This is a genomic window from Micromonospora sp. NPDC005686 (genome assembly GCF_042871665.1).
Classification (GTDB): domain Bacteria; phylum Actinomycetota; class Actinomycetes; order Mycobacteriales; family Micromonosporaceae; genus Micromonospora.
The window spans coordinates 507,468-525,934 of sequence record NZ_JBIAIY010000004.1 but is presented as its reverse complement, the minus strand read 5'-3'; the positions used below and the strand labels follow the sequence as shown (position 1 = coordinate 525,934).

Here is an 18,467-nt window from a genome sequence, read left to right as displayed (position 1 = left end):
GTGAGCCGAGGAGGCTCAGCCCTTTACCGCTCCGGAGGTGAGTCCGGAGACGATGTAGCGCTGGAGCAGTTGGAACACCAGCACCGTGGGGATCGCGGTGAGCAGCGTGCCCGCCGCGAACATCCCGAAGTTGTTGTTGCGCTCGCCCGCGACCAGGCCGTACATGCCGACCGCGAGGGTCTTCGACTCGGGTTCGGTGAGGAACACGTTGGCGATGATGAACTCGTTGATCGACCCGATGAACGCGAGCAGGCCGGTCACCGCCAGGATCGGCGCCACCAGCGGCAGCATGATCCGGAAGAAGATCTGCACGTGCGATGCGCCGTCCATGGTCGCGGACTCGTCCAGCTCCTTCGGCAGGGTGTCGAAGAAGCCCTTCATCAGCCAGGTGTTCGCCCCCAGCGCGCCACCCATGTAGAGCAGGAACAGGCCCCACGGGGTGTTGAACCCGATCCCCGGGTAGAGATCGGTGAGCGTGGTGAAGATCAGGAAGATCGCCACGATCGCCAGGAACTGCGGGAACATCTGGATCAGCAGCAACGCGAGCAGGCCGACCCGGCGCCCGGCGAAACGCATCCGGGAGAACGCGTACGCCGCGAGCGACGACAGGAAGATCGACGCGAAGCTGGCCACGCCCGCGAGCAGCAGCGAGTTGAGGAACCAGTGGCCGAACGCGGTCGTGTCGAACAGGTTGGTGAAGTTCTCCAGCGACGCCCCGGTCGGCAGCAGCTCGGTGGAGGAGAGCGTGCCGAGCGGGTTGAACGCCGCCGAGATCACGAACAGGATCGGGAAGAGGCTGAACACCACCGCCAGCACCCCGACCAGGTGCCGCCAGCCCACCTGGGCGAACCAGCGGCTGCGCGAGCGACGGGCCGGCTTGCGGGTGGCCGTGGGTGCGGGCGTCTCCGCGATTGTGGTCACGAGTACACCTCCTCCTGCTTGCGGGTCCGCCGGAAGCTGATCGCCGAGACCGTCGCCACGATCGCGAAGATGAAGATCGAGACGGTGGCGGCCAGGCCGAACTCGGCGCCCTGCGCGCCGAACGCGAGCCGGTACGTGTAGGTGATCAGCAGGTCGGTGGCGCCGTTTGTCGGGTTGTCCGGCGCGAAGGGGCCGCCCTCGGTGGTGAACAGGATCGCGTTGACGTTGTTGAAGTTGAACGCGAACGACGCGATCAGCAGCGGCGACAGCGCCACCAGCAGCAGCGGCAGGGTGACCGCCCGGAACGACTGCCAGGGCGACGCGCCGTCGACCGAGGTCGCCTCGGTCAGCTCCCGGGGAATGGCCTGCAGCGCGCCGGTGGCCACCAGGAACATGTACGGGTAGCCGAGCCACAACTGCACCAGCAGCACCGCGATCCGGGCCGACCAGTTGCCGCCGAACCAGTCGACGTTCAGCCCGAACAGGTTGTTGAGCAGGCCGAAGTCGGTGTTGAACATGTCCCGCCAGATCAGCAGCATGGCGAACGACGGCATGGCGTACGGCAGGATCAGCACCATCCGGTAGAGGTTGGTGCCACGCATCCGGGGTGAGTGCAGCGCGAGCGCGATGGCCATGCCGAGCAGGAACGTCAGGCCGGTGGAGCCGATCGCGAACGCGAAGTTCCAGGCCAGCGTGCCGAAGAACGGGCCGGAGATGTTGCCGTCGGTGAGCACCGCGGCGAAGTTCTTCAGCCCGACGTCGACCTTCCAGCCCTGGGCGAGTCGCTCGCCGTCGGCGGCGACGAAGGCGCCGGTCTTCTCGTCGGCGGTCCACGTCTTGCCGGTCTCGCTGTCCTTGACGCAGTCGCACGCGGCGTCGTACGCCCGGATCGCCTTGCCCTCGTAGGCGCGGGTCAGGCCGTTGGAGCGGATGGCGCCCTCGTCGGTGGGCACGACGAGCGCGGTGACGGCGTCGCTGCGCGCGCTGGCCTGCCCGATGTTCAGGACGGTGTAGCCGTCCGCAGCGGTGATCTTGCCGCTGAGGCTGCTCACCTCGACGTCGGCGGCGTCGAGCTTGCGCAGCCCGTCCGCGTCCCCGGCGAAGACCTCCCTGGTCTTCGGGTCACCGAGCAGGAAGACCAGGTCACCGGTCGCCGGGTCGCCCTCGGTGGCGATGGTGAGGTTGTACTCGGTCGAGCCGGGCACCTGCTGGACCGAGGCGGTCTGCACGGCGACGATCGCGTCGTCCTTGCTGCCCCGGTGCCCGTCGCCGAAGTTCGTGAACGCGGTGCTCGCGGTGTAGAGCACCGGGACGACCTGGAAGGCGATCAGGAAGAGCGTGCCGGGCACCAGGTACTTGGCCGGGATGTGCCGGCGGCTCAGGTAGAGGTAGAACAGGCCGGCGGTGGTGACCACCAGGACGCCCAGCCCGATCCAGTGTTCGGCCTCGATGAGCGGGAACGCCGCCCACATCGCGATCCCGGCCACCAGGCCGAGCAGGACCACCTTGGCGACGAGGCCGGTCGCGGTGATCGGCGCGTGTTGCCGCGCGGTACGGGACGTGCGCGGGAGCCCACGGCGTACGGGCTCCCGGCCCGGGGCCTGCGGTGCAGACCCCGGGCCGGACAGCGGCGCGCTCATTACTTGATCTGGCCCTGGATGGTCTTGCCGGCGGCCGTGATCGTCTTGGCCGGGTCGGCGCCGCCGATGATGGCGGCCTCCGCCTTGCCGAACGGGTCCCAGATCGCGGCCATGGCCGGGATCGCCGGGAGCACCTGGCCGTTCTTACCGGCCTCGGAGAACTTGGCCAGGTCCGCGTCCTCGCCCTTGACCTGTTCGAAGGCGGCGGTCAGCGCCGGCGGACGCGGCTCGGCCTTGTACAGCGCGACGGCCAGCTCGGGCTTGGTCACGTAGTTGGTGACGAACTCCTGGGCCAGGGCCTTGTTCTTGCCCTTGGCGGCGACGTAGAACGCCTGGACGCCCACGAACGGCTGGGCCTCCTTGCCACCGGCGAAGCCGGGGACCGGGGAGATGTCGTACGCGATGTTGGCCTTCTTGGCGTCGGCCACGGCCCACGGGCCGGACACCAGGTAGGCGCACTTCTTGCCGGTGAAGGTGGCGATGGAGTTCTCACCGGTGATGGAGCGCTTCAGCGCACCCTCGCCCTTCTCACCCAGCTTCGCGATCTTCTGGAAGGCCGCGATCGACTCCGGCTTGCCCACGCCCAGGTCCTTCGGGTCGTAGTCGCCGTTGGCAGTGGTGCCGAACAGGTAGCCGCCGCCGGAGGTGTACAGCGGGTAGATGTGGTAGGCATCGCCGTTCTGGCCGGACTGCAGGCACAGGATCTCGCTGGCCTTCTTCTCGGCCTTGAGCTTCTTGCCGGCGGCGACCAGGTCCTCGATCGTCTTCGGCGCCTCGGGTGCCAGCTCGGTGTTGCGGATCAGCGCCAGGTTCTCGGTGGCGTAGGGCACGCCGTAGAGCTGGCCGTTGAAGGTGACCGCCTTGACCGCCGTCTCGTTGAAGCCCGCCTTCTGCTCGGCGGTGAGCTGCACCGGGTCGATGGCGCCGTTCTGGACCATGTTTCCGATCCAGTCGTGCGCCCCGACCACGACGTCCGGGCCGCTGCCCTGCTGGGAGGCGGTGACGAAGTTGGTCTGCAGGTCCTTGGAGACGGCCTGGACCTCGACGGTCACGCCGTTCTCCTTGCCGAACTCCTCGGCGAACGGCTTGAGCGCGGCCGCGCGCTTGTCGTCGGCCCAGATGACCAGCTTGCCACCGGTCGCCTTGGCGGATTCGCCGGCGGCCGGCTTGTCGCTGCCGCTGTCACCACAGCCGGAGGCGGCGAGCGCCAGGCCGAGGACGGCGACCACACCCGCGGTACGGATGCGCATCGGTACTCCTGTCGTCATGGCGGCCCGCCGGGGGAAGGGCGGCCCGCCAGTGGAAACCTCTGAAAGTTCTTGCTGACCGGCGCCGAGGTGCTGCGCCGCTGCTCCCGCATGTTGCGGGGACGTTAGCAAGAGGTTGCAGAGAATGGAAGGGCTTGCAGAAGTGTACGCAAGACTTTGCCGTTGGGCTAAAGTGCCGCACATGCGCGCTCGACTATCCGACATCGCCCACCAGGCTGAAGTCAGCGAGGCCACGGTGTCGCGGGTGCTCAACGACCGCCCCGGTGTGGCCCCCGAGACCCGGCAGGCCGTCCTGACCGCCCTCGACGTGCTCGGCTACGAGCGGCCGGCTCGGCTGCGCAAGCGCAGCGCCGGACTGGTCGGCCTGGTCGTGCCGGAGCTGGACAACCCGATCTTCCCGGCGTTCGCCCAGATCATCGAGTCCGCGCTGGCTCCCACCGGCTACACACCGGTGCTCTGCACGCAGACGCCCGGCGGCGTCCGCGAGGACGAGTACGTGGAGATGCTGCTGGACCGGCAGGTCTCCGGCATCGTCTTCGTCTCCGGCCTGCACGCCGACACCGCCGCGGACCACGACCGCTACCGCACGCTGCTGGCCCGGCCGCTGCCGATCGTCATGATCAACGGATACGCCCCGGGCATCCCCGCGCCGTTCGTCTCCTGCGACGACCGCGAGTCCGCCGAACTGGCGGTCGCCCACCTGGTCGCTCTCGGGCACCGCCGGATCGGCCTGATCACCGGCCCGGACCGGTTCGTACCCGTGCAGCGCAAGGTCGCCGGCTACAAGGCCGCGATGGGGCGCCTGACCGACACCACCGAGGACGATCTGGCCGAGCTAACCGAGCTGTCCCTGTTCGGCGTCGAGGGTGGCGAGGCCGCCGCCGGCCGGCTCATCGAGCGTGGCGTGACCGGGCTGGTCTGCGGCTCGGACCTGATGGCGCTCGGCGCGATCCGGGCCGCCCGCCAGCGCGGACTGTCGGTGCCGGGCGACATCTCCGTGGTCGGGTACGACGACTCCCCGCTCATGGCCTTCACCGACCCGCCGCTGACCACCGTGCGCCAGCCGGTCGCCGCGATGGCGGTCGCGGCGGTCCGCGCCCTGGTCGACGAGATCAACGGCCACCCGTCCCCGAACTCCGAATACCTGTTCCGCCCCGAGCTGGTGGTACGCGGCTCGACAGCGGGGGCCAAGCCCACGAGCCCGCCGGCCCTCCAGCGCCCCGCCACCCCTTCCCCCTCCCTCCCCGTCCCCGCCTGACCCCACCTCCCCGGTGATCAAGGAGTTTCGGCGGAGTCGATCTCCATTCCGGACACCAACCCCTTGATCAACGCCGCTGGGCAGCCGGGTCGAGGGCGGGGTGGGACGGGGTGGGCGTCTCGGGATGCGGGAGACGGTCCAGAGGGCGGAGGCGCCCGCGAGTGGGTGATTGCCGTCATTTCTTGCGCAAGGAATGCTTGACTCTTGCATGGCGGTGGCGGCATTCTGCTCAGACACTCTGCGCCGCACCAGAAGCCGCCACAGAACGGGATCGACAGCGATGACCTCCGCCCCCAGCACCACCCCGCGCACCGCCGACGACGACTGGTGGCGGTCCGCGGTCGTCTACCAGGTGTACGTCCGCAGCTTCGCGGACGCGAACTCCGACGGTGTGGGTGACCTCCAGGGCATCCGGCAGCGCCTGCCCTACCTGCGCGACCTCGGCGTGGACGCGCTCTGGCTGACGCCGTTCTACACCTCGCCGCAGGTCGACGCCGGCTACGACGTGGCCGACTACCGCGACGTCGACCCGCTGTTCGGCAACCTGACCGACTTCGACGAGATGATCAGCGACGCGCACGCGCTCGGTCTGCGGATCATCGTCGACATGGTGCCCAACCACACCTCCAGCGCGCACCCGTGGTTCGCCGCCGCGCTCGCCGCCGGACCGGGCTCGCCGGAGCGCGAGCGCTACCTGTTCGCCGACGGCAAGGGCGAGCAGGGTGAGCTGCCGCCGAACGACTGGGAGAGCATCTTCGGCGGCCCGGCCTGGACGCGCGTGGTCGACGGCCAGTGGTACCTGCACCTGTTCGACCCGGCGCAGCCGGACCTGAACTGGCGCCACCCGGAGGTGCGGGCCGAGTTCGAGGACGTGCTCCGCTTCTGGCTGGACCGGGGCGTGGACGGCTTCCGGATCGACGTGGCGCACGGGATGCTCAAGGCCGAGGGACTGCCGGACGTCGGCTTCAGCTCGATGACCACCGGCCAGCGCCAGTCCGAGCTGCTGGGCAAGGGCCGGCTGCCGTACTTCGACCAGGACGAGGTGCACGACATCTACCGCGCCTGGCGGCCGATCCTGGACAGCTACCCGGGCGGCCGGATGGCGGTCGCCGAGGCGTGGGCCGAGACGCCGCAGCGGCTGGCCCGCTACATCGGCCCGGACGAGCTGCACCAGGCGTTCAGCTTCGACTTCCTCGACGCCACCTGGTCGGCCGACTCGTTCCGCAAGGTGATCGACACCGCGCTCGCCGAGGCGACGATCGTGGGCGCGCCCACCACCTGGGTGCTCTCCAACCACGACCGGCAGCGGCACGTCACCCGGTACGGCGACGGCGAGGTCGGCCTGCGCCGCGCCCGCGCCGCCGCGCTGCTGATGTTCGCGCTGCCCGGCTGCGCGTACGTCTACCAGGGCGAGGAACTGGGCCTGCCGGAGGTGCTGGACCTCCCGGACGAGCTGCGTCAGGACCCGGCGTTCCGGCGTACCGGGGAGAGCCGGGACGGCTGCCGGGTGCCCATTCCGTGGGGCGGCGACCTGCCCCCGTACGGCTTCGGGCCCGCCGGCAGCGAGCTGAGCTGGCTGCCGGCGCCGGCGACCTGGCGGTCACTGTCGGTGGCCGCCCAGACCGGGGTGCCCGGCTCGACGCTGGAGCTGTACCGGACCGCGCTGCGCATCCGGCACGAGCACCCGGCGCTGGCCGGCCTGGAGGGGATCACCTGGCTGGAGACCGAGCCCGGCGTACTCGCGTTCCGTCGCGCCGCCGGGGACGCCGAGGTGACCGGTGTGGTCAACATCAGCGGCGCCGACGTGACGGTGAGCGGCCACGGCCGCCCGCTCGTCGCGAGCGCCGAACTCACCGAGCGGGGCGACGGGCACGTCCTGCCGGTGGACGCGGCTGCGTGGTTCGAACGGCGTCCAGCCGGGTAACCCGCCATCGACCTGGCCGTCCGTTGTGCCCCGCGCCGACGGGCGGCTGGGGCTGCCGACCCCTTGTGGTGGGGGTGAGGTGGTCCCGGCCCCTCGGGAGTCCGCTCCCGGGGGGCCGGCGTCCATCGGGAAGCACGTGACCAGCGCTGAGCGTGCTCAGCCGCCCTTGGCGGTGAGCAGCGCGGAGATCCGGGCGAACCCGGCACGGATCTCCTCCCGGTCGGGCGCCTTCGCCGGCTCGGGCTCCGGTTCGCGCTCGGCGGCCCGTTCCAGTTCCTCGTCGATGACGTCCTCGAAGTCGCCGTAGAGATCCGCCCGGTCGACCTCGGCCGCCTCGTCCTCGGCGGCGATCTGCGCGGCGGCGATCTCGCCCCGGATCTCCTCCGGCGTCAACGCCGGCAGCAGCGGCTCCACCACCGCCATCAGCTGCTCCTCGGCCACCACCGCCTCGGCCAGCGCCAGCGCGTGCGGTCGCTCGTACGGGCCGCAGACCACCGGCTCCCAGTCGTCCTCGGCACCGAGCGGGCCGAACGTGATGATCCACGGCAGGCCCCGGATCGGTGAGTCGTCCGGCAGGTCCAGTGTCACGAGTGCGCCCACAGGCACATCATGGCCGTTGCGGCCCCGGACAGGGGGTCATTCGCCTCGACGTACGCCGACCGGCCCGGGTCAGCGCGCGTTCAGGGTCAGCATCAGATTGGGCTCGGCGTTGCGGTTCACCTGCAGCTCGAAGCGAGGCGACCGCTTCATCTGGAAGTGCGGTGGGGACAGGTCGACGCCGGTCAGCCAGTCGCGCACCGCCGCGCGTTCGTCGGTCTTGAGCACCGGGCCGAGGCAGCCGTCGACGAGCGTCCGCAGCAACGACCGGGACAGGCTGCCCTGAAGCTTGACGCGACAGATGACGTGTCCCACCTCGTCTCGGCGGTCCTTCGTCGGCGGAACGACCGCCGCGGACAACTCATCCCGCGTCCCCGGCAGCGTCACGTTGATGATGCGCAACGAGCGGTCCATCGTCACCGGCCCGGGCCACCGCCGGACCCACGCGTCCGTGACCTCCTCCGCTGTGGTGCCGGCGAACACCTGTGCCGGCCCCGACGCGGTGGGGACGGCAGCGGTCGGGACGGACTGGTACTCCCCCGGTTCGCCCCTGGCGCCGATCGGCGCCGGGGGGCAGCCCGGTTCCGCGCCCCGCTCGCCCCACAGCACGAAGCCCGCCGCACCGGCCAGCAGCAACACCAGCACGGGCACGGCGATCCGGAGCCGTCTGCCGGGCGGCCTCGTGCGGCCCGCGGGAGCCGAATCGGCCTCGCGCGCGGTCGTCTCGTTCACATTGCGCTCCCCGTGTCGTGGAACGGCCCCGACGTCGCAATCCACCACGGCCGCATCGCAGGCTACCCGCACTTACGACAACGGTCAATGCGTTGCACCCTCGCCATTCCTCTGCCAGCCTGTTGCTCGCGGCAACTGCCGCAAACCACGGGGAGGAATAGTTGACGAAGAAAATGCGAAAAACGGCCACGGCTGCGCTGATCTGCGCCGGGCTCGTCGCGGCCCTGTCACCGGCGACGGCGGCGGCAGCCGCCGGATGCAGCCGGACCGGCTGCAACGGAAAAATGGCATCCGCCAACGGGTGCGTCACCGGCGCGTACGCAATTGCCAGCTTCTCGCGCGTGGACGGGAACGACCCGGACGACAACGTGGCGCACGGCGATCTCTACTACTCGCCGACCTGCGGCGCGATGTGGGGCGAGTACAACGCCGCCTGGTTCGGGGACGTCTCGACGCTGCGGCTGGACTGGCAGCCCACATACGGGGGCCTGAACCAGACCGCAACTTCGGTACAGGTAAGCGGAGTCGGCAACTACGTCACGACGATGGTCAGTTGGGAATACTCCCTGCAGTGGTGCGCATCGTCACCCACGGGCAATCCGGACGGCAATGACACGTGCACCGCGTGGCGATGAGGGAAACGCCGAAAGGCAAGTTGTTCGGGCGCCTTCCGGTGCCTTCCAAGAACGGGGGAAAATTGAAGAGAAGCGGTATGAAAAGATGCGTCGCCTTAGCGACGCTCGTCACACTCGCCGGCGGGGCCGGCACGACACCGGCGACCGCGAGCAGCCGGCCCGGTGGTACGCCGGCGCACGCCCCGTCCGCCGTTCAGGACCCGGATGCGGCGCTCGGCGACGGCTGGTCGACCTCCTCGGACGTCGTGGTCACCGGAGCGGGAGACAGCAACGGCTTCCATCTCTACGTGGCGCGGGAGCGGGACGCCTTCGCCTGGTCCACCCTGGCCACCCTCTCCGCCTCGGCGCTGGACGTGGGCCCGTGGATGGGTGAAACCTGCGTGACCGGTTCCGGCCGTTACGCGGTGGCCGTCTTCGCTCCGAAGATGGCCGCGAACAAACCGACACTGGTGCGGGGCGGAGGAATAGCCGCGGTGGTGGACATCGCCACCGGCAAGGCGACCAGAGTGGCGACCGGACTGCAACTGGCGTACTTCAACCCGGCATGCGGGCCGGACGACCGCGTGTTGCTCACCCGGGCGGTCGGCGAGGACATGCAGCAGACCGATCTGCTCACCGTGGACGCGGCCGCGCACCGGGTCACCCAGACCCGGCGGATCGCGGCCCAGTTGACCACGCCGGCACCGGCGGCCGACGGTGACTACGGCGTCGCCCGGGGCCGGCTGGTGAAGGTCGGCGCCGCCGGGGAACTGACCGAGAAGGCCCGGCCGGCCGGGCCGGTCTCCGCACTGCGAGCCACCGCACGAAGCGGGCTCGACCTCGTCGCCGTCGTCGGCGAACGGGCCGTGGCGCAGCGCTACCAGGACGGCCGGATGAGGACCGTGACGACCGGCGAGCGGGGCCACCTCCAGCTGATGGGGCGGCTCGGCGGGCAGAACACGCTGATCGGCACCGCACCGGCCCCCGGCCGGGCCCTGCCCGAACTGTCCGTGATCCGCTCGGACCACCGGGTCCGCGCCGCCTCCGGGCAGGGGCATCTGCTGGTCCGGGAGATCGGCACCGCACAGGCCGAGAAGTCCGTACGCGACCCGTTGCTGCCGGCGGACCCGGCGGACGCGGGACGGGTCCGGGTGTCGGTGGAGGCCACCGCCACCGGCCGCCAGTCGACAGCCACCTTCGACACGGCCCGGAACGCACCCCGGCTGGACGCGCTACCGACCCGCACGGCTGCCGCGCCGACGGTGGGCACCCTGGCGGTGGATCCGAACATCTCGAACCCGAAATGCGCGGTACGCCGTAACGACCCCAAGGTGCAGGCGCAGCAACCGAGCGCCAACATGGTCGAATGGGCGGTGGACCGGGCCGTGCACGGCACCCTGACCACGTCCCGGCCCGACAACTATCTGAAGTCGGGTCTACCGGCCTACAGCCCGCAGGGCCTGTTCCCGCGTCGTGCGGTGGCCGGCGGCGGCGAGGTGCCCGCGCAGCTCATGCTGGGCATCCTGGCCCAGGAGACCAACCTGTCGCAGGCCTCGTGGCACGCGGTGCCCGGCGACCTCGGCAACCCGCTGATCGCCGACTACTACGGCAACGCGGGCGCCAGCATCGACATCATCAACTACCCGAAGGCGGACTGCGGGTACGGCGTCGGTCAGGTCACCACCGGCATGAGCGTCGGTGACACCGTCTACACCCGCAACCAGCAGGTCGCCATCGCTGTCGACTACGCGGCGAACATCGCTGCCGGGCTCAACATCCTGATCGAGAAGTGGAACCAGATCTACAACGAGCCGCTCGGCCGCAGCACGCTCAACAACAACGACCCGAGCTGGATCGAGAACTGGTTCCTGGCCGTCTGGGCGTACAACAGCGGTTTCCACCCCAGCAGCGAGGCGGGCGGCCACAACGGCCGGTGGGGCATCGGATGGCTGAACAACCCGGCCAACCCCTCCTACGATCCGGCCCGGTCGGGGTTCCTGCGGGACACCTACGCGGACGCGGAGACGCCGAACCACTGGTCGTACCCGGAACGGATCATGGGGTGGATCGAGACGCCCCAGCTCAAGGGCTTCCCGATCGCCACCGAGGCCTACTCCCAGCCGACGTACGGAGCCAACTCGCCGAACTACCCGAGCCGCTTCACCAAGGTGCTGTCGCTGCCGGGGATCTACACGTTCTGCTCACCGAGCATCAACAGCTGCACCCCGAACGTGGCGAGCCCGTGCCCGGCCGACAGTGAGGCATGTTGGTGGCACGGCAACGCGACGTTCGCCAACTGCCCGGGCGGGCAGTGCGCCAAGGAGAAGCTGACGTACGGCTCGTCGTCGGCCGAGCCCGGGGTGCAGCGGGTCTACGACCGGGACTGCTCGGTCTTCACCGGCAACTCCGACCCGGACAAGGACGCCACCCGCAGAACCAGCGTCGTGTACACGACGATCGACTCGTCGCAGTACGCCATGGGCTGCACGAGCGATCCGAACGACGGGAAGTTCACCATCCGGGCCGGCTACCCCACAGGCAGCACGAACGCCCTCTACGCCGACATCGACCTGCACCAGCTCGGCGCCGGCTATCAGGGACACATGTGGTTCAGCCACGTATACCCGACGGTCAACGGCAGCCCCAACCCCAAACACCACCTCGTCGGCGCCTGGACGCCCAACCTCGACCTGCAACCCGGGGAACGGATGCGTTTCGACGTCGTCGCGCACCTGCCGAGCCACGGCGGCGAATACAAGCCCGCGGAGTACGTCATCCGCGGCGGCAACGACGGCAGCGAGTACTACTGCGAGCTGGACCAGGGCACGGGCATGCCCGGCGTGAACGGCCACGACAAGTGGGTCTACCTGGGCGCCTACAACCTCGGTCGGGGATCCCAGGTGCTGCTGAACAACTCGGGCCCGTCGAACGCCACCGGTAACGTCGACATCGCCTGGGACGCCATGGCGTTCATCCCGATCTACAACCGCACCGGGCACAATTGCAAGGACCCCTACTAGGAACCCGCCGGGTACCCGCCCGGCCGTGCGACCTGTAGAACGTCAGGAAGCGTCCCTCGCCGTCTGAGACGGCGGTGAGGGGCGCTTCCCCGTCCTCGGCTCAGTCCTGTCCGTCGGCGTCGAGGGCGGCCCGCACCAGGGTGAGAGCCGTCCGGCGGGGAACGCCCAGGCGACGCGCCTCGGCGGCGTACCCGGCCGCGGCCCGGTGCAGCCGGTCGGTGGCGTCGTCCCGGCCGGGGGCGACCACTGTGCCGTGCCGCCCGCGCGTCTCGACCAGCCCGGCGCCCTCCAACTCCCGGTACGCCCGCGCCACCGTGTTCACCGCCAGCCCCAGGTCGACGGCGAGCTGCCGCACCGCCGGGAGCCGGGTGCCCACCGGCAGCCGCCCGTCGCCGATGCGCGCCGCGAACTGCGCCCGCACCTGCTCGTACGGCGGCACCGCCGACTCGGCGTCGATCCGGATCAGTGCGCTCATCCCGCCCCTCCCGGCGTGCCCGGTTCGGTCTCCTCGTCGAGCACGTCCGCCTCCACGTCCACCTCCCGGGCGCCGCCCTCGGCCATGTCCACCACCCGGCCGTACGGGCTGGTGGCGGCGAGCGCCGCGCCGAAGAGCACCAGCTGGTTGAGCAGGTAGAGGTAGAGCAGCAGGCCCACGGCGGTGGCCACCACCGTGTACGCGGGGTTCCGCTCGGTGCGTACCACGTAGTAGCGCCCCACGGTGTTGAGCAGGGTGATCCCGATCGCGACGGCGAGCACCGCCGGGCGCAGCCGGCGGCGGCTCATCCGCAGCCGGGGCACGGCCAGCAGCAGCGCGGCGGCGAGCACGGCGTTGACGAGCACGCTCAGCACCGCGCTGATCGTGGTCAGGCCCACCGAGCCGGTGCTGCGCAGCAGGAAGCGCAGCAGCGACTCCAGCGCGTCCACGGCGGCGACCGAGACGAACAGCAGCACGAAGACGGCGACCAGCACGCCCAGGTCGACCAGGCGCCGCACCACCAGGTTGCCCGGCTGCTGGTTGAAGCCGTACATCAGCCGCTGCGAGGAACGGATCGCCTCCACCCAGGCGATGCCGGTGAAGACCAGGATGACCAGGCCGACCACGCCGACGGTGTTGCTGCTCTCCGCGATCAGCGCCGGGTCGAGGAAGGGCAGGTTCTCGTCGAGGAAGTCGGCCGCCGCGCGGCTGACCTCCTCGTTGTCGCGCAGCACGGCGCCGAAGACCCAGTACGCGACGAGCGCGAGCGCGAACACGGCGAAGAAGCCGTAGTACGCGATGGCGGCGGCGAGCCGCCCGGCGAGCAGGTCGGCGTAGAGCGTCCCGGCCCGCCAGACGTGGTCGAAGGCCGACGATCGGCCCCGGGCCGCGTCGATGCGGCGCCCCACCGCCGCCTCGATCCGGCCGAAGACGTTCACCCCGTCATCCTCGCCGATCTCCGCCCGTGGTGGAGGGGCCCCGGCCGGTCGGATGTTCAGCTCCGGCCGCCGAGCCGGAAGTCGCGGCGGGGCTGCCACCGGGTCGCGCCGCTGTGCGAGAACAACGTGAACGCCTCCACCTGGAACAACGCGGAGAAGTCGGCCAGGTCCTCGTACGCCTTGTCGAGCACCTCGGGCGGCACGTCCTGCGCCACGGTGACGTGCGGGTGGTACGGGAAGCGCAGCTCGCGCCGCAGCTCGGGGGCCGAGTTGATGGCGGCGGCGAGCAGTTCGCACTCGCTGATCCCGGCCGCAACCGCCACGAAGACCACCTGGGTGACCGGGCGGAACGTGCCGGTGCCGCGCAGGTGCAGCGTGAACGGCAGGTGTGTGGCGGCGACCCCGGCCAGGTGCTCCTCGACGGCGGGCAGCGCGCGTACCGGGATCTCGGTGGGTCCGAGGAGGGTGACGTGCGCGGGGACGGCGAGCGGGTCGCCGGCCTCGACCCGGCGGCGGGTGAGCATCCCGCCCCAGGGCTCGGGGACGTCGACAGCGATCCCGATCTGGATCGTGTCCGCGCCGCCCGGCGCCGTGTCACTGCCCGCCACGTCGCGCGCCACCCCTCCGGCCACCGGCTGCGTCACCCGTCTCCGTCCGTCCGGGCCGTTACTCGAACCGCACCGGCGGGAAGAAACCGACCCGCTCGTACGCGTTCCGCAGCGTCCCGGCGGCCACCGCGCGGGCCTTCTCCGCGCCCTGCGCCAGCAGCTTGTCGAGCTGGGCCGGGTCGTTCAGGTAGGCGTTCGTGCGTTCCTGGATCGGCGTGACGAACTCCCGCACCACCTCGGCGAGGTCCTTCTTGAGGTCGCCGTAGCCCTTGCCGTCGTACGCGGCGACCAGGTCGTCGATGGAGCGGCCGGACAGCGCGGAGTAGATGGTGAGCAGGTTGGTGATCCCCGGCTTGCCCTCGGCGTCGAAGACGATCTCACGGCCGGTGTCGGTGACCGCCGAGCGGATCTTCTTGGCCGAGCGGGCCGGGTCCTCCAGCAGGTCGATGATGCCGGCCGGGGAGGACGACGACTTCGACATCTTGGCCGTCGGGTCCTGCAGGTCGGTGATCTTGGCGGTGTCCTTCACGATGTGCGGGGCGGGCACCGTGAAGGTGCTGCCGAACAGCGAGTTGAACCGTTGCGCCAGGTCACGGGAGAGTTCCAGGTGCTGCCGCTGGTCCTCGCCGACCGGCACCGCGTTCGCCTGGTAGAGCAGGATGTCGGCGGCCTGGAGGATCGGGTACGTGAACAGGCCGACGCTCGCCCGCTCGCTGCCCTGCTTCTGCGACTTGTCCTTGAACTGGGTCATCCGGCCGGCCTCGCCGAACCCGGTGATGCAGCCGAGCACCCAGGCCAGTTGGGAGTGCTCGGGCACCTGCGACTGCACGAACAGCGTGCTGCGCTCCGGGTCCAGGCCGAGCGCGAACAACTGCGCGGCGGCCACCCGGCTGCGGCGCTTGAGCACCGACGGGTCGTGCCCGGCGGTGATCGCGTGCAGGTCGACCACGCAGTAGTAGGCGTCGTGGCTGTCCTGCAACGCCACCCAGTGCCGCAACGCGCCCAGGTAGTTGCCGAGGTGGAACGAGTCGGCCGTCGGCTGGATGCCGGAGAAGACGCGCGGGCGGGCGGGTACGTCGGACATGGCGGCAATTCTGTCAGCAAGCCCCGGCGTCCGTCATGACGGGCCGGTGGATCGGACGGGTACGGACGGAAGCGGGCCGTTGCGCTCGCGTCGGGGCTCGGGCAGCCGCGCGGCGGAGACCGCCAGGCGGGACACCCGCCGGCCGTCGAGGGTGAGCACCCGCAGCAGCCAGCCCGCCGGATCGGCCGCCACCGATCCGGTGGCCGGGTCGACCGCCACCGGCACCTCGTCGCCGGCTACCGGCAGCCGGCCCAGCGCGGCCATCACGTACCCGCCCACCGTCTCGTACGGCCCGGCGGGCAGCGGCACGCCGGTGCGCTCGGCGAAGTCGGTCAGGTTCAGCCGGCCCTCGACGACTGCGGGCAGGCCGGCGGGTTCCGGTTCGAGCGGGCCGTGCTCGTCGTCGCGGATCTCCCCGACCAGTTCCTCCACCAGGTCCTCGCAGGTGACGATGCCGGCGGTGCCGCCGTACTCGTCGACGACCACGGCCAGGTGGTGGCCCTCCCGGCGCATCTCGGTGAGCGCCGCGAGCACGCGCTTGCTGTCCGGCAGGCGCTTCACCTCCCGGATCAGGTCGCCGACGAGCAGCGGCCGGTCCGGTTCCGGGCGCAGCAGCACGTCGTGCAGGCGCACCAGGCCGACCACGTCGTCGTGGGTGCCGTCGACCACCGGGTAGCGGGTGTGCGGATCGGCGCGGACCAGCCGTTGCGCCTGCGCCAACGGCAGCGCCGCGCCGAGGAAGACCACCTCGGTGCGGGGCACCATCACCTCGCGGACGAGGCGGGCGCCGGCCACCAGCACCTCGTCGATGATCCGCCGTTCGTCCGGGTCGAGCAGTGTGTTCGCCGCGACCAGGTCACGCAGTTCGGCCTCGCTGATCCGTTCCCGCCCGGCCGTGGGGCTGGCCCCGAGCAGGGCGGTGACCAGGCGGGTGGCGCCGTCGGCACCGCGCACCACGAGGCGGGCGACGGTACGGGCCACCGGGCCGGGTTCGCGTCGGGGCCGCCCCGGCGGTCGCCGCCGGGGCCCGGGACCACCACCCTCCCGCATGAGAAGGATGGTAGACAGCGGTCACCGTACGCTCAGGCAAATGTTCGGATCTGTTCAATCATGAAGGATTATGATGGAATGGCGGCGCGTACAACATGGCAGCCGCGACCCGGCCCCCGGCCGTAGGGTGAGCGCGGGACGGCCGCCGCGGGACGCGGCCCAGGCAGGAGGACCGACGTGAAACTGCTCGTCACCGGCGGCGCCGGCTACATCGGCAGCGTGGTGACCCGGATGCTGCTCGACCACGGACACCAGGTGACCGTGCTGGACGACCTGCGCACCGGTCACCGGGAGGCCCTCGCCCCCGACGCCACCCACGTCGACCTGCCGGTGCACGAGGCCGCCCGGGTGCTCACAGCCGACGCCGGATTCGACGGCGTGCTGCACTTCGCCGCCCTGATCGCCGCCGGCGAGTCGATGATCCGCCCCGAGTTGTACTGGCACAACAACACGGTCGGCTCGATCGCGCTCATCGACGCGGTCCGCGCCGCCCGGGTGCCCCGGATGGTCTTCTCCTCCACCGCCGCCGTCTACGGCAACCCCACCGAGCTGCCCATCCCGGAGACCGCCGTCAAGGCCCCCACCAGCACCTACGGCGCGACCAAGCTGGCCGTCGACATGGCGCTCACCTCCGAGGCGATCGCGCACGACCTGGCCGCCGTCTCACTGCGCTACTTCAACGTCGCCGGGGCGTACCTGCGCGACGGGCTGGCCATCGGCGAACGGCACGACCCGGAGACGCACCTCATCCCGATCGCGCTCGACGTGGCCGCCGGGCGGCGGGAGAAGCTCCAGCTCTTCGGCGACGACTACCCCACCGTCGACGGCACCTGCGTCCGCGACTACATCCACGTCGAGGACCTGGCCCGCGCCCACCTGCTCGCGCTCGACGCGGCCACCCCGGGCCGGCACCGGATCTACAACCTGGGCAACGGCAACGGCTTCACCAACCGGCAGGTGGTCGACGTGGTCCGTGAGGTCACCGGGCACCCGGTGCCGGTCGAGGTGGCCCCCCGCCGCGAGGGCGACCCGGCCGAGCTGGTCGCGTCCTCCGCGCTCGCCCGCGACGAGCTGGGCTGGACGCCGGCCAAGCCGACCCTGCACGACATGGTCGGTGACGCCTGGGCGTTCTACCGCGAGCACGTCGCGGGACAGCTTTCATGAACGTCGCCGACCGCGCCACAGCGGGCTTCCGGCAGCGGTACGGCGCCGAGCCGGCGGGCCGCTGGGCGGCTCCCGGGCGGGTCAACCTGATCGGCGAGCACACCGACTACAACGACGGCTTCGTGCTGCCCTTCGCGCTGCCGCTGCGTACCGTCGTCGCCGCCGCGCCCGCCCCCGACGGCCGCTGGACCGTCTGGTCGGAGCTGGACGAGCAGCCGGTCGAGTTCGGCGCGGCGGAGGCCGACGAGCCCGGCCGGGTCGACGGGTGGGCCGCCTACGTGGCCGGGGTGGTGTGGGCGCTGCGCGCCGACGGCCACGACGTGCCGGGCGCACGGCTCGCCGTCGCCTCCGACGTGCCGGTCGGCTCCGGGCTCTCCTCCTCGGCCGCGATCGAGTCGGCGGTGCTGGCCGCCCTGGTCGACCTCGGCGGGCTCGACCTGCCCGCCGGGCGGTGGCCCCGGCTCGCCCAGCGGGCCGAGAACGACTACGTCGGCGCGCCCACCGGGATCATGGACCAGTCCGCGGTGATCCGCGGCCGGGCCGGGCACGCCCTGTTCCTCGACTGCCGCACCGAGGAGATCGAACAGATCCCGTTCGACCTGGACGACGCCGGGCTGGCCGTGCTGGTGATCGACAGCCGGGCGCCGCACCGGCACGCCGACGGCGAGTACGCCGCCCGGCGCAAGAGCTGCGAGCGGGCCGCCGCGACGCTCGGAGTGACCGCGCTGCGCGACGTCTCGGTGGCGGACCTCGACAACGCGCTGGCCCGCCTCGACGACGACGAGACCCGCCGCCGGGTCCGGCACGTGGTGACCGAGAACCAGCGGGTGCTCGACACGGTAGCGCTGCTGCGCGCCGGCCGGGTCCGCGACACCGGCCCGCTGCTGACCGCCTCGCACGCTTCCATGCGCGACGACTTCGAGATCACCGTGCCGGAGATCGACACGGCGGTCGAGGCGGCGCTGAGCGCCGGGGCGTACGGCGCGCGGATGACCGGTGGCGGCTTCGGCGGCTGCGTGCTCGCGCTGGTCGACGCGGACGCCGCCAAGGCGGTGGCCGCCGCCGTGGCCGCCGCGTACGCCGAGCGCGGCTTCACCGCCCCCGGAACGCTGACCGTCCTCCCGGCCGGCGGCGTCACCCGCCTGGACTGAACGCGAAAGGCCCCCGGCGTCGC

General features: G+C 71.2%; 16 protein-coding genes. 6 read left to right on the top strand and 10 right to left on the bottom strand.

The genetic code is table 11. The annotated features are described in order from the left end of the window. Positions 1 to 15: 15 nt before the first annotated feature. From ACFYON_RS13020 to ACFYON_RS13010, 3 genes are read right to left on the bottom strand one after another with little or no spacing between them, the layout of a single operon-like run. Positions 16 to 921: a sugar ABC transporter permease gene (locus ACFYON_RS13020; RefSeq protein ID WP_354864721.1), complete on the bottom strand. Its 906-nt coding sequence runs from the start codon at positions 919 to 921 to the stop codon at positions 16 to 18. Further along, on the bottom strand, positions 918 to 2,561 hold the full coding sequence (locus ACFYON_RS13015; protein WP_354864719.1) for an ABC transporter permease subunit: 1,644 nt from the start codon (positions 2,559 to 2,561) through the stop codon (positions 918 to 920). Before ACFYON_RS13015 ends, ACFYON_RS13020 begins: the two co-directional genes overlap by 4 nt. Next, entirely contained in the window at positions 2,561 to 3,811 is a 1,251-nt protein-coding gene (locus tag ACFYON_RS13010) for a maltose ABC transporter substrate-binding protein (RefSeq protein WP_354864717.1), read from the bottom strand. Before ACFYON_RS13010 ends, ACFYON_RS13015 begins: the two co-directional genes overlap by 1 nt. 199 nt (positions 3,812 to 4,010) lie before the next feature. Between ACFYON_RS13010 and ACFYON_RS13005 the strand changes: the two genes are divergently transcribed. Together ACFYON_RS13005 and ACFYON_RS13000 are read left to right on the top strand one after the other, a co-directional pair. After that, complete coding sequence (locus ACFYON_RS13005; RefSeq protein ID WP_354864715.1) at positions 4,011 to 5,087, top strand: LacI family DNA-binding transcriptional regulator; 1,077 nt, start codon at positions 4,011 to 4,013, stop codon at positions 5,085 to 5,087. Positions 5,088 to 5,367: 280 nt separating this feature from the next. Beyond that, positions 5,368 to 7,011: a glycoside hydrolase family 13 protein gene (locus ACFYON_RS13000; protein WP_354864713.1), complete on the top strand. Its 1,644-nt coding sequence runs from the start codon at positions 5,368 to 5,370 to the stop codon at positions 7,009 to 7,011. A 156-nt stretch (positions 7,012 to 7,167) separates the two neighbouring features. Here ACFYON_RS13000 and ACFYON_RS12995 read toward each other — a convergent pair whose 3' ends face one another. Beyond that, positions 7,168 to 7,611 (bottom strand): hypothetical protein, encoded by a 444-nt coding sequence (locus tag ACFYON_RS12995; protein ID WP_354864711.1) that lies wholly within the window; start codon positions 7,609 to 7,611, stop codon positions 7,168 to 7,170. Positions 7,612 to 7,680: 69 nt separating this feature from the next. Beyond that, the gene (locus ACFYON_RS12990) at positions 7,681 to 8,412 is read right to left on the bottom strand and encodes a hypothetical protein (protein WP_387320761.1); all 732 of its coding nucleotides are present in this window, start codon (positions 8,410 to 8,412) and stop codon (positions 7,681 to 7,683) included. Between the two features lie 89 nt (positions 8,413 to 8,501). Between ACFYON_RS12990 and ACFYON_RS12985 the strand changes: the two genes are divergently transcribed. Both ACFYON_RS12985 and ACFYON_RS12980 read left to right on the top strand, forming a co-directional pair. Beyond that, positions 8,502 to 8,975 carry a hypothetical protein gene (locus ACFYON_RS12985; protein WP_354864708.1) on the top strand — a complete coding sequence of 158 codons (474 nt, stop codon included), beginning with the start codon at positions 8,502 to 8,504 and terminating at the stop codon, positions 8,973 to 8,975. 77 nt (positions 8,976 to 9,052) lie between these two features. Then, a complete protein-coding gene (locus ACFYON_RS12980; protein WP_387320759.1) occupies positions 9,053 to 11,974 on the top strand; it encodes a hypothetical protein in 2,922 nt (973 codons plus the stop codon). Between the two features lie 100 nt (positions 11,975 to 12,074). Here ACFYON_RS12980 and ACFYON_RS12975 read toward each other — a convergent pair whose 3' ends face one another. From ACFYON_RS12975 to ACFYON_RS12955, 5 genes are read right to left on the bottom strand one after another with little or no spacing between them, the layout of a single operon-like run. Beyond that, on the bottom strand, positions 12,075 to 12,449 hold the full coding sequence (locus ACFYON_RS12975) for a GntR family transcriptional regulator (RefSeq protein ID WP_354864704.1): 375 nt from the start codon (positions 12,447 to 12,449) through the stop codon (positions 12,075 to 12,077). Further along, positions 12,446 to 13,387, bottom strand: coding sequence for a YhjD/YihY/BrkB family envelope integrity protein (locus tag ACFYON_RS12970; RefSeq protein ID WP_354864702.1), 942 nt, complete (start codon positions 13,385 to 13,387; stop codon positions 12,446 to 12,448). The genes ACFYON_RS12975 and ACFYON_RS12970 overlap by 4 nt, the downstream gene beginning before the upstream one ends. Before the next feature lie 56 nt (positions 13,388 to 13,443). Further along, positions 13,444 to 14,031 (bottom strand): 2'-5' RNA ligase family protein, encoded by a 588-nt coding sequence (locus tag ACFYON_RS12965; protein ID WP_387187217.1) that lies wholly within the window; start codon positions 14,029 to 14,031, stop codon positions 13,444 to 13,446. A 22-nt stretch (positions 14,032 to 14,053) separates the two neighbouring features. Continuing rightward, complete coding sequence (gene trpS / locus ACFYON_RS12960; protein WP_354864700.1) at positions 14,054 to 15,079, bottom strand: tryptophan--tRNA ligase; 1,026 nt, start codon at positions 15,077 to 15,079, stop codon at positions 14,054 to 14,056. Positions 15,080 to 15,112: 33 nt separating this feature from the next. Beyond that, complete coding sequence (locus ACFYON_RS12955; RefSeq protein WP_354864698.1) at positions 15,113 to 16,129, bottom strand: hemolysin family protein; 1,017 nt, start codon at positions 16,127 to 16,129, stop codon at positions 15,113 to 15,115. Positions 16,130 to 16,306: 177 nt separating this feature from the next. Here ACFYON_RS12955 and galE point away from each other — a divergent pair, with 177 nt between their 5' ends. Together galE and galK are read left to right on the top strand one after the other, a co-directional pair. Next, the gene (gene galE / locus ACFYON_RS12950) at positions 16,307 to 17,293 is read left to right on the top strand and encodes a UDP-glucose 4-epimerase GalE (RefSeq protein WP_387187214.1); all 987 of its coding nucleotides are present in this window, start codon (positions 16,307 to 16,309) and stop codon (positions 17,291 to 17,293) included. Beyond that, positions 17,290 to 18,444, top strand: coding sequence for a galactokinase (gene galK, locus ACFYON_RS12945; RefSeq protein ID WP_354864696.1), 1,155 nt, complete (start codon positions 17,290 to 17,292; stop codon positions 18,442 to 18,444). The genes galE and galK overlap by 4 nt, the downstream gene beginning before the upstream one ends. Positions 18,445 to 18,467: the final 23 nt, after the last annotated feature.

Excerpts from the sequence above, each read along its gene's own strand:
- trpS (WP_354864700.1), bottom strand. The coding sequence starts at position 15,079 with ATGTCCGACGTACCCGCCCGCCCGCGCGTCTTCTCCGGCATCCAGCCG.
- ACFYON_RS13005 (WP_354864715.1), top strand. The coding sequence starts at position 4,011 with ATGCGCGCTCGACTATCCGACATCGCCCACCAGGCTGAAGTCAGCGAG.
- ACFYON_RS12955 (WP_354864698.1), bottom strand. The coding sequence starts at position 16,129 with ATGCGGGAGGGTGGTGGTCCCGGGCCCCGGCGGCGACCGCCGGGGCGG.
- ACFYON_RS13015 (WP_354864719.1), bottom strand. The coding sequence starts at position 2,561 with ATGAGCGCGCCGCTGTCCGGCCCGGGGTCTGCACCGCAGGCCCCGGGC.
- ACFYON_RS13010 (WP_354864717.1), bottom strand. The coding sequence starts at position 3,811 with ATGCGCATCCGTACCGCGGGTGTGGTCGCCGTCCTCGGCCTGGCGCTC.
- ACFYON_RS13000 (WP_354864713.1), top strand. The coding sequence starts at position 5,368 with ATGACCTCCGCCCCCAGCACCACCCCGCGCACCGCCGACGACGACTGG.
- ACFYON_RS12975 (WP_354864704.1), bottom strand. The coding sequence starts at position 12,449 with ATGAGCGCACTGATCCGGATCGACGCCGAGTCGGCGGTGCCGCCGTAC.
- ACFYON_RS12980 (WP_387320759.1), top strand. The coding sequence starts at position 9,053 with ATGAAAAGATGCGTCGCCTTAGCGACGCTCGTCACACTCGCCGGCGGG.
- galK (WP_354864696.1), top strand. The coding sequence starts at position 17,290 with ATGAACGTCGCCGACCGCGCCACAGCGGGCTTCCGGCAGCGGTACGGC.